The sequence below is a fragment of the Flavobacterium sp. MEB061 genome (assembly GCF_000834715.1).
Classification (GTDB): Bacteria; Bacteroidota; Bacteroidia; order Flavobacteriales; family Flavobacteriaceae; genus Flavobacterium; species Flavobacterium pectinovorum.
Genome location: NZ_JXQR01000059.1, coordinates 271,005 through 288,355 on the forward strand (window position 1 = coordinate 271,005; position 17,351 = coordinate 288,355).

Sequence of the window (17,351 nt, forward strand, 5' to 3'; positions counted from 1 at the left end):
GAGCAAATCCCGCTATCCGTTGCAATCTTTTGTTCCATTTCATTACACAAAAGGATTTCCACTTCTATCGGGGCTAGGGCAATCATTTTCATAAGAAATATTTTCGTCTGCTTTGTCATTTCGGCGGAGAAATCACATAAAGTGAAGACATATAGTACGTCGCTCTCTGGATGTGATTTCTCCTCCGTCGAAATGACAAAAAGGTTAGTAAATGGCGCAGGAAAAAAAATCCGCTTTATCTGCTCAATCCGCGTCATCCGCGTGCCATAATCGCATTCCTATTTATCCCACGACATTTTAAATTTTGCATCTTCCATTCTGTGTCCATTTTCGTCGTCAGAAACGGCGTAGTTAAAACCAGATCTTAAACTGTAACCAGCGTGTTCTCCATTTTTATTCAAAGCGATAAAACCAACCTGAAGATATTCCATGTCTTTGTGGTTTTTATGCTTGTTGTAAATACGTTCTGTAATTTCTTTACAGGCGTCAAAAGGCGATTTTCCCTGACGCATTAATTCTACAACCATTGCACTTCCTGCGGTCCTAATAACGGCTTCACCTAAACCAGTTGCCGCAGCGGCGCCGACTTCATTATCCAGAAAAAGACCCGCGCCGATTATTGGGGAGTCACCAACGCGTCCGTGCATTTTCCAGGCGGCGCCACTTGTTGTACAGCCTCCGGCAAGATTTCCATCTTGATCTAACATTAGCATGCTTATCGTATCGTGATTTTCGATATTAATCACGGGCTTGTATTTTGAATCTTCCAACCATTTTTTCCAGTCTTTTTCAGACTCCGGAGTTAACAGGTTCTCTTCTTTAAATCCTTCTGATAATGCAAATTGTAAGGCGCCTTGTCCGGCCAGCATGACGTGAGGTGTATTTTGCAACACTCTTTTTGCAACCGAAATGGGATGCATAATTCCTTGTAGAAAACATACTGAACCACAATTACTATTATGATCCATAATGCAGGCATCTAATGTAACTTTTCCTTCGCGATCCGGATATCCTCCATAACCAACACTGCGGACATTCGGATCTGCTTCAGGAATTTTCATACCGGCTTCGAGCGCATCTAAGGCTGATTTTCCGGCTTTTAATTCTTTCCAGGTTTCCTGATTAGCTGGCAAACCGTGATTCCATGTTGAAATTACGACTGGCTTTTTTGTCTTTTTCAAAGGATTTTCTATTTCCTCTTTTTCATCTTCCCTGCTATTTGCAAATCCGCTATAGCCTAAAACTGAACTTACGGCCAATGTGCCTAAAGTTGTTTTTTTGATAAAATCTCTTCTATTTGACATATGCTTATTTTTTAGTTGAAATTTGAAATCCCTGTGATATTTTATTTTTGTTGAGTTCTTTACAATTTATTTTAACACATAGAAACATAGTTCTCAATATATAAAAAAGTCTTTTTACTTTAGAATAAATCTCATAGTTGTATGCGAAAAAAAATAGGATTTATAAAAATGACTTTTAATTTAAATCTATGTTTCTATATGTTGAACAATCTTCTAACTCTTTATTTTAAACCGTCTTTTGTTTCTTTGATGGTTTTTAAATTACTTGCTGTTAAAGCATTTCCGTCAAAAAATGAAACTCCTGTTGCTCCATTATCTTTCGCCAATAAAATTGCTTCTTTTAATTCTTTATCAGATTTTAAACCCGGAATATAAATTCCTGTATTGATTTTAGTCTTTTTATCTTCTAAATCGGCAACGCCTTGTTTTGTTGCGTAACCTACCCAGTCAATTTCTTCGTCATAAAAACTATGGTAAATCATTGGATAAACTTCGTCGATATTCCATTTGTCCCAACGCTGACGTACCATATGATCTGCCATTTCAGGATAAGGAAATACGGCTGCAGTTAATTGTTTATTGTGTTTGTGAACAATTTTATACGCATCATCAACAACTGCTTTTATGGCATTTAATCTGAAGTTTTTCCACTCCATATCAATAGAAGTGTTATGACTGTTTTTTGGATTTTTATGATGAATTTTTTCGAATGCTTTGATACATTCATCACAATAACAAAAGTCGAATTGAGGTAATTCTGTATCCTGAACCAAGTTGTATTTTGGCAATAAACTTATCGGTAAAAAGATATCCGGGAAACGAATATAGTCTAAGTGAACGCTTTCGATTCCATCTACTTTTGCTAATTCTTCCACTAAATTTAAAACATGATTTCTTGATTCTTGTCTTGTTGGACACAACCATTGGTAATAATCTACATAAGGACGATTATCAAAACAAGATTTTCCGTCTTTACTTACCTGATACCAATCCGGATGCTGTAATGCAATTGAATCTCCGGGTCTGTTCATAGCCATAATCCAGGCGTGAACTTTTAGGCCTTCTTTTGTAGCCAGAGGCACTAATCTTTTTAAGAGTTTTGGGTCTGTTGATGTATTGATTAATACTTCATCTATTCCGCCATCTTTATATTTTTTAAATTCTTTGGTATAATCTGCATCTGATTTTTTAGGATCTGCAGTTGTCCATACGCCAAATTTAAAAGTGGTTGGTTCTTCTTTTTCAACACATGAAAAAAGGCTCAGCGTCAATAAAAAAAGTAATAGTTTTGGTAGTTTCATAGTTGGTTTATTTTGATATTATTTTGCCATCTTCCCTTATAATTAAAGTTTGGTTAGAAAAAGGACTTTTTACTGAAATATTATATCCTGAAGCGTGGTTTTCTAATACTGGTTTTAAAATTTTACCGTCGACACTAATGGTTTCCTTAGTAAGATTTTGTATTGATTTTGCCCACGTTTTATTCTTCTGATAATATTCTTTTTGAGCTCTGAACAACGTGTACAATTCCCATCTCACTTTTTCTTCCTGCGGAATTGTAAAGGTCTCTTTTCCTTCTTTCGAAGAAAAATAAACATAACCCCATTTTTCAGGCTCATGCATATTGATTACACCCATTGGCGACCAAACCCAATTGTATTCGGGTAAAAATTTTCCTTCGGCATCTTTCTTGCGTTCGTAACTTCCGTCTTTTATGGTATGCTGCCAATTAACTCTTGAGAAATTGACTCTCCAAAATTTATCTTCTGGTACATTTTGCTCATTATAGGATTTTCTATAAGATGCCCAGGGAATTGCCATTTCCAGTACCCAACCTTGATCTGTATCGTTTGGATTATTAAGCGTTCCGTTGATTTTTACCGCTGATTTCAGGCCCGGAATATTCCAGTCATTTAATACTACGTTATCATTTTCTCTATATGGTTTTGACAGAAACAGGTCCCAAGCTGTATTTAAAGCATTAATTTCTAATTCATAATAGTTAAAAGTGTCGCTATCGGGATCAATGAAAACTTCAAAATCGTTGTTGTAAAAAATAATGGTGTCGCGTTGTTTTAAATTTGCCCAAACATGTGGCTCATCAAGCTTTGCTAATATATAAAAATTGGTTTCATCCCAGAGCATTTTAACTTTTGTTCCATATTTTGGCTTTATGCCATTTTCTATATCTTCAAAAAGATCTGTCCAATCTGTTTTGCTCCAGGCAGCATCAGACTCGTCTCCATCGATTACAATTGGATTTATAGTTTTACCCGCTACGTAAGTTTTAGGTATAACGGTATTTTTTTTCGATTGCGAAAAACCCGCAATCGAAAAAAATACTAAAACAACTGTTAACCATTTAAATTTTAAATGCATGCTTTTTTCTATAAACTATTATCTTTTGTAAACTGAATTACCTCACTTAATTTACCAAATGCCATAGCAACAACAGTATCTGCTGCACCATAATATACGGCTAATTTATCTTCTTCGATGTTATGTAAAGCAGCACATGGGAAAACCACATTTCCTACGTCTCCAACTTGCTCATAAATTTCTGCAGGTCCTAATAAATAAGGCTGTGTTCTGTATTTTACCTGATCTGGTGCATTTTCTTCTAAAAGTGCTGCTCCCATTGCATAACGGAAACCGTTGCAGGTATTGATAACACCATGGTATAACATTAACCAGCCATCTTCGGTAAGAATTGGAATTGGCCCCGCTCCTACTTTTGTACATTGCCATGCACTTTGCTCAAATGGAGATGGTTTCATCACCAAACGGTGTTCTCCCCAATATTTCATATCCGGGCTGTAACTGATCCAGATATCTCCAAAAGGTGTATGTCCATTATCACTTGGACGGCTTAACATCGCGTATTTTCCGTTGATTTTTTGTGGAAATAAAACTCCGTTTCTGTTGAAAGGTAAAAAGGCATTTTCACACTGAAAAAATTCTTTGAAGTCGAAAGTGTAACCAATACCAATTGTAGGTCCGTTGTAACCATTACACCAAGTGATCCAGTAACGATCTTCAATCCAAACCACACGAGGATCATATTTATAAGCAGATTCAATCATTTCTGTATTACCAGACTGCATTACGATTGGTTCATGATTAATGTCCCAATCGATTCCGTTTTTACTAAAACCGGCAAAAATATTCATTTGAACTGCTTTGTTATCACATCTGAAAACACCTGCAAATCCGTCGCCAAAAGGAACAACTGCACTGTTAAAAATACTATTTGATGATGGAATTGCGTATCTGTCAATAATTGGATTTTCAGAATATCTCCACATTACATCATTACTGTTTTCGGGTCTGTCTTGCCAAGGAATTGTACTCATGCTCTCTTTCTTTATTATTATAGTTTGTTTTTTGTTTGCTGTTTTTTTGTTTGTTGTTCTGAAATTTGAAGCTGCGCAATCTTGTCATTCCTCGAAATGACAAACCGGGTTGTTAAGCTTTGTCAAAGTTTTAAACTTTGACAAAGCTGTCGTAGTTCTTTTAATTTTCTAATTGACTAATTATCTAATCTTCTATTCTGCGAACTTTATCTAACCATGTAAATTTCAATATCGTTGTTGTTACCAAAAACACAACTAATGCTGTAATTGCTTTTGGATAATCTCTGATGATGAAAAATATCGGAAGTAAAATCATACTTGACTGCCATACAATTCCGATGGCGCAATTCATCATATCTGTCCAGAAATCATTGTTTTTTTCGAAAGTCAGGTCTTCTGCTTTTAGTGTTTTATAAACCGGATTCCAGAATCCCCAAGGTCTTACGTTTTTGTAAAAAGATCTTAAAACTTCCATATCTGTTGGCTTGCTTAAGAATGTTCCTAAAAGACATCCTAAAATAGAAAATCCAAAAATTACAGGAAACAGATAAATTGCCTGCACATGCGCTAACTCAAATAAGAATGAACCTTCGGATAAACTTCCTTTGGCTTGTCCTAAAGCAAATTGTAAAGACGCTACGACTAATCCGGCGAACATTCCCCAGAAATAACCCCAGCCATTAAATCTCCACCAAATCCATTTTAAGAAATTGGCCGCTACGTAACCTCCGTATAAAGCACTTGTAATCCATAAGGTTAATGAATTAATTGAGTCTGCAAAGAATCCCATGAAAACTCCTAAACCAACAACAAGGAAAGAAGAAATCTGGCTTACCTTAATGTAATGTTCGTTTGTTGCAACGGGTTTGAAGTATTTTTTATAAATATCATTTACGATATAAGCTGGTCCTGCATTTACGAAAGCAGAGAATCCAGACATAAATGCGGCTAATAAACCGGCAAGCAAAATTCCTTTTATTCCAACGGGAATGTATAAGTTAACAACTTTTGGCATTAATAACTCTAAATCAGCCCCTGTTAAACCTGTGTTTGCGTTTAACTCCGGCGCAAGGTTTACTAATGCAATTACCACTATTCCGGTAATTAGTAAATATCTTGGAATGAATAAAATAAGGTTGGTAAAACCACTCATGTAAGCGGCTTCTTTTACAGATTTTGTAGAAAGAATTCTTTGTAAATCGTAACTTGGTGTTGGTCCTGCAACACTGGCAAAAAATCCTTTAAACAATGTCATTCCGATAAAAGCACCAAACATTTTATATCCTTCAGAATCAATTAAATTATTGAAGGTCTGGAATTTATCACTCCATTGGGTCTCAAACTGCCATCCAAAGAAAACATTTTTCCATTCTTCTGTAATGACAGAATTGATTTGTAAATCTGTATAGTTGATAAAAGCGTAACCGGCGATTAAAACTCCGGCAACAATCATGATTAAATATTGTACAACTTCTGTTGCTACTACAGAAAACATTCCGCCTTTTACAGTGTAAATTGTAGTTAACAAAATAATTATTAAGGCATAAGATCTTTCTGAAGTCAGGAGAATTAAATCGCCGTAATGAAGCGTTAAATCCCAAGGAAGAATGATGGTTACAAATTTCCCGATTCCTTCAAAAAAGTAAGCGATGAAACCAATTGTAGAAATAATGGCAAAAATGGCAACGATAATATGAGATGCTTTTCCGGCTCTGTCGCTCCCAAAACGGGTTAAAATCCATTCAGAACCTGTCATTACCTTCGATCTTCTGATCCAGACTGCAAGGAACATCATTACAAAAATCTGATTCCATATCGGCCACAGCCACATAAACATAAAACTTTTTACGCCATATAAAAACAGTACGCCAATCATCCAGGAAGTTCCTGAAACATCAAACATTCCAGATCCGTTACTTAATCCCAGGAAATACCATTTAATTGTTTTTCCTCCAAGGAAATAATCATCTAAACCTTTTGATGCTTTTCTTGAAATCCAAATTCCTATTCCTACGGAGAGGAGGATATAGGCTACGATGATTGATACGTCAATAATGTCCATTAATTTTATTTGTTTTTTAGTTAGTTACGTGGTTTTAGTGTTTTGTTCCCCAGTTTTTATTGGGTTCAGCTCCCATCACAAAATGCAAAATTCCGCCTTGTAGTATTTGTTTATGGGTAATGACTGTTGTATTGAAAGGAACACCGTTAAGCGTTGCCGATTGTATATAAAAGTTTTTGTTTGAAACATTTTCTGCTTCGATTACAAAAGATTTTCCTCCTTCGAGATTGATTTTTGCTTTTTCGAAAATCGGACTTCCTATTTCGTATTCGCCAGAAGCGGGATTCATTGGATATAATCCCATTGAACTGAAAACATACCACGCCGACATTTGTCCGCAATCTTCATTTCCGCTCAATCCGTTTGGTGTTGTGTTGTATTGTGTGTCTAAAATATGACGCACCCAATATTGCGTTCTCCACGGCTGATTGGCGCGATTAAACATATAAGCAATGTGGTGGCTTGGCTCGTTTCCATGTGCATATTGACCAATTAATCCTGAAATATCTGCAGAAACATTGCTTCCTGTGATTTCTGAACTTTCTGTAAAAAGCTGTTCCAATCGTTTTGTAAACACTTCATTACTTCCGTGAAGCGCAATAAAATCGTCTACATTATGAGGCACAAACCAGCTGTGTTGCCAGGCGTTTCCTTCGGTATAATCGGTGTGTTCTCTGTGATTCGAATGTTTTGGATCAAAAGGTTCGTTCCATGATTTTCCATCTTCTGATTTTCCTCTCATAAATCCGGTTTTCGAATCAAATAAATATTGATAAGCTTTTGAACGGTTTAAGAAAAATTGATAATCTTCGGTTTTACCCAATGCTTTTGCCATTTGAGCCACGCACCAGTCATCATATGCATATTCTAAAGTTATGGTAACAGATTCGTCAAGTAAATTATAAGGAATGTAGCCGTATTTTTTGTAGAAATTCAACCCGCGTTCGTCCTGCATCATGGTGGCTTTCATGGCTTGATAGGCTTTTTCGGCATCAAAACCTTTAATGCCTTTTTGATAAGCGTCAACAATTACCGGAATGGAATGATATCCTGTCATTGTATTTGTTTCGTTGGCGTAGAGTGTCCAAACCGGTAATATTTTTTTAGTATCGTAATACGCTAACATTGAGTTTACAATGTCTGATGTTTGCTTTGGTGCCAATAAAGTCAATAAAGGATTTTCGGCTCTAAAAGTATCCCATAGTGATAAGGTCGAATAAGCGGTATAATCTTTTGCTGTAACAATTTGATCATCCTCTCTTCTAAACTGACCGTTTTTATCACTATAGGCTACAGGGGCAACTTGGGTGTGGAACATCGCGGTATAAAAGATGGTTTTTAATGAGTCGACCGGCGTTTCGACTTCTATTTTATTTAAAGCAGCATTCCAGATATTAGCTGCCTTTGTTTTTGTATTTTCAAAATTTGAACTTTCGCCATCCAGATTGCCTTTGGCATTAGCCACACTAACAGATGATAAGGCTACTTTTACAAATAGTTCCTGATTATTATTGGCATCAAAAAATAATTGTGCTGCTGTATTTTCTCCTTCTGCAGTTTTACCTGTAACTATTTGTTTATTAGCCAATAAAACAGATTCTGTGATAGGTTTTGAAAATTTTGCAACAAAAAATACTTTTTGATTTTTTGCCCAGCCCATACTATATCGATAACCACTTATAGTAAATTGATCTTCAACTGTTATGGAAGTTTTTAAGGCTTTATCCCAATTAATTGCAAAACCAAGATCGATTACAACAGATTGTTTATCGTTTTTGGCAAATGTATATTTATGGAATGCGGTGCGTTGTGAAGAAGTTAATTCTACATTGATTTTAGGATCTTCAAGAAAAACTTGGTAAGAGCCCGGTGTTGCTTTTTCGTTAACATGATTGTATTTTGATTTATAAGGTAATTGATCTCGTGAAGTTGTTTTTGTAGTTAAATCCAGTTTTTTATTTGTAGGCATAAATAAGATGTCTGCCAAATCTCCAATTCCTGTTCCGCTTAAGTGTAAATGACTGAAACCAGCAACGATCGAATCTGAATAATGATACCCTGAACACCAATCCCAGCTCGAAATACCATTGTCAGGACTTACCTGAAGCATTCCAAACGGAACAGTTGCACCCGGATATGTATGTCCGTGACCACCTGTACCGATAAAAGGATTTACGTGATTAGTAAAAAAATTATCTTGTTGGTTATTTTTGTTTACATTTATTTTGCAACTTGTAACCAAAATGACGAACAAAACAAGCAGAGTAAATTTCTTCATATAAAACAATCTTAATTTAACTTTAAATTTAAACAAATACGACTTTTACCAAAACTAATTTAGACGGATGACGTATAAACTTAGATAAACATCAAAAAAAGTCACAAAACGTCACATTATTATGATTTTAAATTCAAGCAGGTTATACCGCATTCAATTGCAGTATCACATTATATTTTGGTTAACTTATTTCATATTTAATACTTTTAGATGGGGAAGTTATTTTAATGATTATGGTTATTCGTTCAAAACAAATTTGTTGGGTTTTCCAATTCATATGGCGTTATGTTATTTGAATATTTTGGTTTTGATGCCTAATTTGGTTTATAAAAAGAAATACCTTCAGTATGTTATTTCTATTTTATGCGCTATCTTTATAATGGTAGTTTTGAAATTTAATCTTACCTATTTATTAATAACACACGAAGTTTGGCCCGAAGGCCCTGAAACGATAGATAAATTGACACTCAATTATACTATTGATATGATGATGGGAGAACTTTATGTGATGACTTTTGTTACGGCAATTAAGATTACTTTCGACTTTTTGAAAGAACAAAAAAGAGTTACAGATCTTGAAAAATCACAGTTAGAAACGGAATTGCTTTTTTTGAAATCTCAAATTTCTCCGCATTTCTTCTTTAATACGCTTAATAATATTTATTCTTTATCCGTAGAAAAATCAAACAAAACGCCGAAAATCGTTCTTAAACTATCTGAATTAATGCGCTATATGTTATATGACACAAAAAGCACCAGACAAACTTTAGAGAACGAAATCCTTTGCATTCAGAATTATCTGGATTTAGAAAGAATCAGAAACGATGATCGCCTGGAAGTAAATATGGAAATTTCGGGAGACATTCATGATAAAGAAATTAGTCCTATTATATTATTAACGTTTCTGGAAAATGCATTCAAACATGGTGTTAATAAAAACACGGGGAAAGTACTAATCGATATCAAATTCAAGGTAAAAGGAGATTTTCTGCATTTCACTATTAGTAATCCTATGCCTGAAATTACGCAACATAAGGACAATTTTAACAAGTCTAGTGGTATAGGTTTAGAGAATGTCAAAAAAAGACTCGAATTAGGTTATAATAAAAACGACTATAAGCTTTCATTTAAAAATAAAAAGGATATTTTTGTCGTAAAGCTTGTAATCAAGGTCTCTTAGCAAGCATTAGCATCTTTTTTACCAACTATACTTACTAAAATTATTTCTCTCACCAAAATAATCGAAAATGAAAATAAACTGTTTGATCATAGACGATGAGCCATTAGCGATTAATGTTATCAAAAACTATCTGGAGCCTATTGAAAATTTTGAGGTTATAAATACTTTTAGTAATCCAATAGAAGGTCTGAATTTTTTAAAAAACAACAAAGTCGATGTCATTTTTCTGGACATTAACATGCCAGTTCTTGATGGTATAAATTTTATAAAAAGTCTGGATAATCCGCCGATACTTGTAATAACAAGTGCTTACAGTCAGTTTGCAATAGAAACTTACGAATTGGACGTTTTGGATTATTTGGTAAAACCTATAGAATTTCCAAGGTTAATGAAAACGCTAAACAAAATTAGTAAAAGACTAAACAGCAACAGCAGTCTTCCTCAGGAAACTAGCCCTGAAAGTCCTTTTATATTTGTTAAGATTGATAAGAAGAGAATGAAGAAAATCTTTTTTAATGAAATCTTAGTGATCGAAAGTTTAAAAGATTATTTAAAAATAAATACCCTTACAGGAAAATATATCATCCACAGCACATTATCTGATTTTACAGATTTATTACCTGAAAGAAATTTCTTAAGAATACACAGGTCTTACACCATTGCAATTGATAAAATTGATGCCGTTGAAGGAAATAGTATTGAAATTGAAGGCCTTAGATATGTAATTGGAAGATCATATATTGATCATGTAAAACAGAGAATTTTAAATTCTTCGATCTAAATAATTACTTATTATATTATGAGAGAACCTTTGTCAAAGTTTGAAACTTTAACAAAGGCTTTTTTTATTTTGACGTGTACGTTTCTAAACCCGACAGGTTTTTAAAATCTGCCGGGCTTGTCTCCATAACTTTTATAAGATTTTTATTTTGATTGCGGATTACACTTTGCAGTCCTTCTCCCGAAGCTTCGGGACGCTCAGGATGACATACATTACAGTTAGACTTTGTAAAAAGCTTAGCGAACTTCTCAATCTATAATTGCTTTATATAAAACTTTGCGCTCTTTGCGTAAAATTCACAACGCAAAAAAAATGCGGCCAAAAGGCCGCATTTTCAACATACAGGTAACTAACCAAAATAAACCATTTAAAAAATAATTTATTGTATTGTAAAAAAATTAACTAAAAATAATATCTTTTGAACGCCTCAATAGCTGAATAATCTGCCAAACCTAAAGCATGATATTTTTCTGCTGTTAATCTGTTTCTGTCTTCAACTCTTACCCAGAATTCTCTGCTATCATCTCCCTGAAACATAACTCCGTCTTTTTGAGATTGGTGATAGAAAATGGCATGACGTTTTTTAAGAACCTGATCAGGGCTCATCGGAACCGCCATCTCGATTTGGTATGATTCCCATTCATGCCACGCTCCTCTGTATAACCAGACCCAGCATTCGTCCATAAATTTCTTGTGCTTTAATCTTTTTAAAGCTTCAAACAAACTATCTAAACAAACTTTATGGGTTCCATGAGGGTCTGCTAAATCTCCTGCTGCATATATCTGATGTGGTTTTATCCTTTCGATAATATCACACATAATTTGAATATCAGCCTCTCCAAGGTTATTTTTCTTAACTGTTCCAGTTTCATAAAATGGTAGATCTAAAAAGTTAACATTCGTATCCGGTAAACCTAAATATCTTGTAGCAGCCAAAGACTCGCTTCTTCTAATTCTTCCTTTTAATTTTCTAACTTCTAAAGAATCAATATCATTGTGCTTTTTGGTTTTCAAAAAGTTAATGATCTTTTCAGATTCAGAAGAGTTCGGATTTAATGACAACGAAATCTCAGCAAATTTTAAAGCCTCTTCGTTAGAAACTGCAATATTTCCTGAAGTTTGATATGCAATGTGCACATCGTGACCCTGCTCTACCAATCTGTCAAAAGTTCCTCCCATCGAAATAACATCATCATCTGGATGCGGACTAAAAATGATAATTCTTTTTCTTTCCGGCGTTGCACGTTCAGGTCTGTAAGTATCATCGGCATTTGGTTTTCCACCTGGCCATCCCGTAATAGTCTGCTGCATTTTATTAAACATTTTAATGTTCAAATCATACGCAGTCCCTTCTTCCGTCAACACACTAGACATACCGTTATCGTTATAATCTTTGTCTGTTAATTTCAGGAAAGGTTTTTTCGTCAATTCACTTAACCAGGCTACAGCTTTCAGTTTTAACTCTTCGTCCCAAATCACTGATTTTACCAACCAGGGAGTTTTTACTCGTGTTAATTCTGATGAAGCTTCGGTATCTAAAACAAAAGTTGTGTTGTTGTGCTGTTGTAAATACGTTGCCGGTACTTGCGAAGAAATATTTCCTTCAATTGTTTTTTTAATGATTTCAGCTTTGCTGATTCCCCATCCAAGAAGTACAATTCTTTTGGCATTTTTTACAGTACCAATTCCCATTGTAATTGCTTTTCTAGGTACATTATCTATTCCTAAAAATGATGATGCCGCGTCTGTACGAGTCAAATGATCCAATGTAATACTTCTCGTTCCTGAATTAACGTGAGATCCCGGTTCGTTAAAACCAATATGACCTGTTCTTCCAATTCCTAAAAGTTGAAAATCTAAACCTCCGTAGGCTTTAATTTTCATTTCATAATCGATACAATATTGTTGTAAATCTTCATTACTTATTTTTCCGTCCGGAATATTTACATTTTCCGGATGAATATCAACATGATTAAAAAGGTGCTCATGCATAAAATGATAGTAACTCTGAATATTATTTTTATCCATTGGATAATATTCGTCCAGATTAAAGGTTACTACATTTGCAAAACTCAAACCTTCTTCTTTATGCAAGCGAACCAATTCTTCGTAAACTTTTACTGGCGAAGATCCTGTTGCTAATCCTAAAACACAAGGCTCGTTTAATTCTTCTTTTCTTTGAATTATGTTTGCTATTTCCTGAGCAACTAATATTGAAGCCTCTTTTGATGATTCGAAAATCACGTTATGAATCTTCTCAAAACGAGTTTCTTCGAATTTTCCAGCTTCTTTAAAATTTATGCCTTCTTTAATCATTTGCCTGTTTCATTTAATTTATAATATAAAATTAAGAATTACTCTGCCGATAAAATTAAAAATTCGACTAATGACCCGTTAGCTTCGGTAAAAGACATAATTAGAAACTTTAAAAATTTTTTCTTCTAATTGAGATGTCTTATTTTACTTTTCAACTACATTTATTTCGCTAATAGAAACTGTCTGTCCTTTTCCTTCAGCAGATTTTGCTACAAAACGAAGGTATCTTGCTTTCGTTTCGGCAAATGTTTTTACTTGTTCTATTGGATTATTTTTGATGTTCGAAAACTCACCATCAGATTGTAATGTCCATTTTACATTATCCAAACTTGTATAGAATTCATATTTTGAAATCAAATTAAGATTATTTCCAACTTGCTGCGGAACATAAGTAAAACCAGCAATTTTAAGAATTGTTCCCATATCAATTGATACTTCTTGCGGAAGTTTATTCGTTTCATTTCCAAATCCCCAATCTGTATTTGGATTTCCATCTATTATTTTGATAGATGAATTTAAATCTCCACTCGAAACAGCTACGATTTTCCATTTTTCTTTAGAAATTCCATACTTTGCCGTTTTAACAGCACTATATATTTTTTCTTCTTTATTGAATGCAACCGCTTTTATCTGAACGGCTTTGTTGTATTTAAATATATCTTTATATAATGTGCTTTTTGTTGTTGGATTACTTCCGTCAACGGTATAATAAATACTATTTCCTTCTTCAGATTTTATAGTAACATTTCCGTTTTTATCACGTTGAATTTCCGGCATTCGAACAAAAGTAGGTGCATTAAAAGCCTGAATATTTGAAATTACAATATTAGCTTTCGAATCTGTAATATTCACTTTTAATGCCGAAGCAATAACCCGGTCAATTCTTAAAATTCTTTTGTAACCAATGGTTGTTTCATTTGCAACAGTTTTCCAGTTTCCATCAACTTTGACTTCAATATTAAAAGCCTTAACGCGCTGTCCTAATTTTATATATTCCTGAAGCAAAACACGATCAATAGCTGTAGGTTTGTCAAATTCAAACACAATTGATGCAGTTTTTACATTGTCATCTGTTGCCCAATATGTATTTTTATTTCCATCAGTAACATTCTTGGCAGTAAATTCTTTACTCTTTCCTCTAACATTATCGGCACTTATTTTACTTCCTGCCAATAATTCAGTTTTAAAATCTTCTTTTATTGTTGCCACCAATTCTTTTAATCTTGCTTCATCATTTTCATGAACCAAACCTCTTCTGTCCACAGGAAGATTCAATAATAAAGTAGCATTTCGACCAATAGATTCATAATAAATATCAACCATTTCATCCAAAGGACGCACTTTGTCATCTTCAACACTATGGTAAAACCATCCCGGTCTTATGGATACGTCGGCCTCACCTGGAACCCATTTTTCACCATTTTCATGTCCTGACATAAATTCGGTATAATGTACTTTACCAGCCAATTCATCTTTCTGGCGTAAAAGCGACCAATTTGTTTTTCCAGCCCGGCCTTCCTCATTTCCAATCCATCTTGCTTCTGCAGGTCCAACTCCCCAAACTAATGTTTTTGGAGCTAACTCATAAATCATTTTATAAGTTTCATCCCAATTATAATATTCAAGCGTATTTATTTTTCTTGTTTCGTTTGCTCCACCATAATATCCATCACCACCGTTAGCACCATCAAACCACATTTCAAAAACATCACCATAATTAGTTAATAATTCTTTTAACTGATTTCTGAAGTAAGTAATATATTCTGGTTTTCCGTATTCCGGATGATTTCTATCCCAAGGCGAAAGATATAAGCCTAGTTTTAAATCATATTCTTTGCAAGCGGCAGCTAATTCTTTAACAAGATCACCTTTCCCATTTTTCCATGGAGAATTTTTGACAGAACGTTCCGTATAAGCAGAAGGCCACAGACAAAAACCATCGTGATGTTTGGCTACCAATATAATCCCTTTCATTCCGGCTGCCTTTACCACGCGCGCCCATTGACGAACATCTAAATTCGTTGGATTAAAAAGTTGCGGAGACTCGTCACCATAACCCCACTCTTTATTTGTAAAAGTATTTAAGGAGAAATGCACAAAAGCATAAAACTCCATTTCCTGCCAATCTATCTGTTTTTGCGTAGGAAGTGGCCCAAAAGGTTCCGGAGATTTTACCAATTCCTGACTATTGACAGATGGTGATAGTAAACAAAAAAAACTCAGTAAAAGAAAAAGGTTTTTCATTACGATTGCAATTAAAATTTTGGTGGTTAGCTAATTAAAAATATAAATTTAATGTAAATGAGTATTTGATTGTATAGTATTTCGACCAATGACGTTTTTTAAAGAGTATTGGGATGTTTTTTTCTTCGTAAAACATAAATATTAAAGTGTAATTAAAATTTGTATTTTAGATGTAGAATAAATCTACCAGAAACTAATAATTTAATTATAAATATGCGTTCTATCATCCTTCTAGCATTCGTTGCTTTATTTATTTCCTGTAAAAATGAAAATAAATCACAAACACTTTCAGATTATTTTACCTATGGTCAAAATACCGCTGTGGAATCAGCCGGAATAAAAATGATTCCAATTAAAACACCTGTTGGGGAATTTAAAGTCTGGACAAAACGTTTTGGAAAGAATCCAAAAATAAAAATCTTATTATTACATGGTGGTCCGGCCATGACACATGAATATATGGAGTGTTTCGAAACCTATTTTCAACGTGAAGGTTTTGAGTTTTATGAATACGATCAATTAGGATCATATTACAGCGACCAGCCAAAAGACAGTAGTTTATGGACAACAGAGCGTTTCGTAGATGAAGTAGAACAAGTTCGAAAAGCAATTGGTGCTGATAAGGACAATTTTTATGTTTTAGGAAATTCTTGGGGAGGGATTCTAGCTATGGAATATGCTTTAAAATACCAAAAAAATATAAAAGGTCTATTAGTCGCAAATATGGTAGCCAGCGCGCCAGAATATGGAAAATATGCAGATGAAGTATTAGCCAAACAAATGAAACCGGAAATTCTTGCAGAAATAAGAGCATTAGAAGCTAAAAAAGATTTCAATAATCCACGCTATATGGAATTACTTATTCCTAATTTCTACAAGGAACATTTATGTCGTTTAAAAGAATGGCCTGACGGCTTAAACAGAGCAAGTAAACATGTAAATGGAGAAATTTACACTTTAATGCAAGGACCCAGCGAATTTGGAATTAGTGGCCGTTTAGCAAAATGGGATATTAAGAATCGCCTTCATGAAATCACAGTCCCAACATTAATGATTGGTGCAAAATATGACACAATGGATCCAAAAGCAATGGAAGAGCAAAGTAAATTAGTCAAAAAGGGACGTTACCTTTACTGTCCTAATGGAAGTCATTTAGCAATGTGGGACGATCAAAAAGTTTTTATGAATGGGGTTATCCAATTCGTAAATGATGTAGATAATGATAAATTTTAATTTAAAAAGTTTTATATAAAAAAAAAGTTAACATTGTAATCAAAACTCCTTACTTAGGAGTTTTTTTTTATAATTATTAGTCGCTACATTTATATAAAAGAACAAATCAAATGGTTTGAGCAATCAAGACAGAGTCTATGTTATTATTTGAATTCCGGATATCTAAAAAGCATATAGCCTATCAGAATTTGTATAATATCTTTAAAAGATAACCAATAAAATCATTGATCTTTCCAGAAGACGATCAAATGGCATGAAAAAGTAAACCAATCGGGATTTAAATCATTCAATGCAATATTAGAACGATAATAAACCTATCAAATCATATAAACAGAAACACCAATGCTTCCGACAGACTCTTTTAATGCAAAATAAAAGTTTTAGATCACAATTCAGAGGTGTCAGAAATGTAGATTTTTTTTTTTAGACTATACTAAACATTTATGTATAAATTTTGTTGTTGCACAGATTTGAATTAATCCGTTTTAGCTCTAAATTCCAAAATAAGAAGATTTTATATTTCAAACTATTTATAAACAAAAAATCCCCATCAAATGAATGATGAGGATTCTTAAAAGAAAGGCGACGACATACTCTCCC

11 protein-coding genes are annotated in these 17,351 nt (G+C 34.0%); 3 read left to right on the forward strand and 8 right to left on the reverse strand.

What is annotated here, in order from left to right:
* Nucleotides 1-278: 278 nt before the first annotated feature.
* The 6 genes from RT99_RS21095 to RT99_RS21120 all read right to left on the reverse strand — a co-directional run bounded on the left by RT99_RS21095 (nt 279) and on the right by RT99_RS21120 (nt 8,997).
* Complete coding sequence (locus RT99_RS21095) at nt 279-1,304, reverse strand: isoaspartyl peptidase/L-asparaginase family protein (RefSeq protein WP_042566710.1); 1,026 nt, start codon at nt 1,302-1,304, stop codon at nt 279-281.
* Between the two features lie 221 nt (nt 1,305-1,525).
* Nucleotides 1,526-2,605: a putative glycoside hydrolase gene (locus RT99_RS21100; protein WP_042566711.1), complete on the reverse strand. Its 1,080-nt coding sequence runs from the start codon at nt 2,603-2,605 to the stop codon at nt 1,526-1,528.
* 7 nt (nt 2,606-2,612) lie between these two features.
* Entirely contained in the window at nt 2,613-3,683 is a 1,071-nt protein-coding gene (locus tag RT99_RS21105) for a carbohydrate-binding family 9-like protein (protein WP_042566712.1), read from the reverse strand.
* Between the two features lie 8 nt (nt 3,684-3,691).
* Nucleotides 3,692-4,657, reverse strand: a complete 966-nt coding sequence (locus RT99_RS21110) for a glycoside hydrolase family 130 protein (RefSeq protein ID WP_042566713.1) — start codon at nt 4,655-4,657, stop codon at nt 3,692-3,694.
* 184 nt (nt 4,658-4,841) lie between these two features.
* Entirely contained in the window at nt 4,842-6,719 is a 1,878-nt protein-coding gene (locus RT99_RS21115; protein WP_042566714.1) for a sodium:solute symporter family protein, read from the reverse strand.
* Between the two features lie 34 nt (nt 6,720-6,753).
* Entirely contained in the window at nt 6,754-8,997 is a 2,244-nt protein-coding gene (locus RT99_RS21120; protein WP_042566715.1) for a GH92 family glycosyl hydrolase, read from the reverse strand.
* 121 nt (nt 8,998-9,118) lie between these two features.
* On the opposite strand from RT99_RS21120, the gene RT99_RS21125 reads away from it, so the two are divergent.
* A complete protein-coding gene (locus RT99_RS21125; protein WP_042566716.1) occupies nt 9,119-10,177 on the forward strand; it encodes a sensor histidine kinase in 1,059 nt (352 codons plus the stop codon).
* A 67-nt stretch (nt 10,178-10,244) separates the two neighbouring features.
* Nucleotides 10,245-10,958: a LytTR family DNA-binding domain-containing protein gene (locus RT99_RS21130; protein ID WP_042566717.1), complete on the forward strand. Its 714-nt coding sequence runs from the start codon at nt 10,245-10,247 to the stop codon at nt 10,956-10,958.
* A 402-nt stretch (nt 10,959-11,360) separates the two neighbouring features.
* On the opposite strand, the gene nagB is transcribed toward RT99_RS21130, so the two are convergent.
* Together nagB and RT99_RS21140 are read right to left on the reverse strand one after the other, a co-directional pair.
* On the reverse strand, nt 11,361-13,274 hold the full coding sequence (gene nagB, locus RT99_RS21135; RefSeq protein ID WP_042566718.1) for a glucosamine-6-phosphate deaminase: 1,914 nt from the start codon (nt 13,272-13,274) through the stop codon (nt 11,361-11,363).
* Between the two features lie 144 nt (nt 13,275-13,418).
* Nucleotides 13,419-15,518 carry an alpha-L-fucosidase gene (locus RT99_RS21140; protein WP_042566719.1) on the reverse strand — a complete coding sequence of 700 codons (2,100 nt, stop codon included), beginning with the start codon at nt 15,516-15,518 and terminating at the stop codon, nt 13,419-13,421.
* Between the two features lie 213 nt (nt 15,519-15,731).
* On the opposite strand from RT99_RS21140, the gene RT99_RS21145 reads away from it, so the two are divergent.
* A complete protein-coding gene (locus RT99_RS21145) occupies nt 15,732-16,751 on the forward strand; it encodes a proline-specific peptidase family protein (protein ID WP_042566720.1) in 1,020 nt (339 codons plus the stop codon).
* Nucleotides 16,752-17,351: the final 600 nt, after the last annotated feature.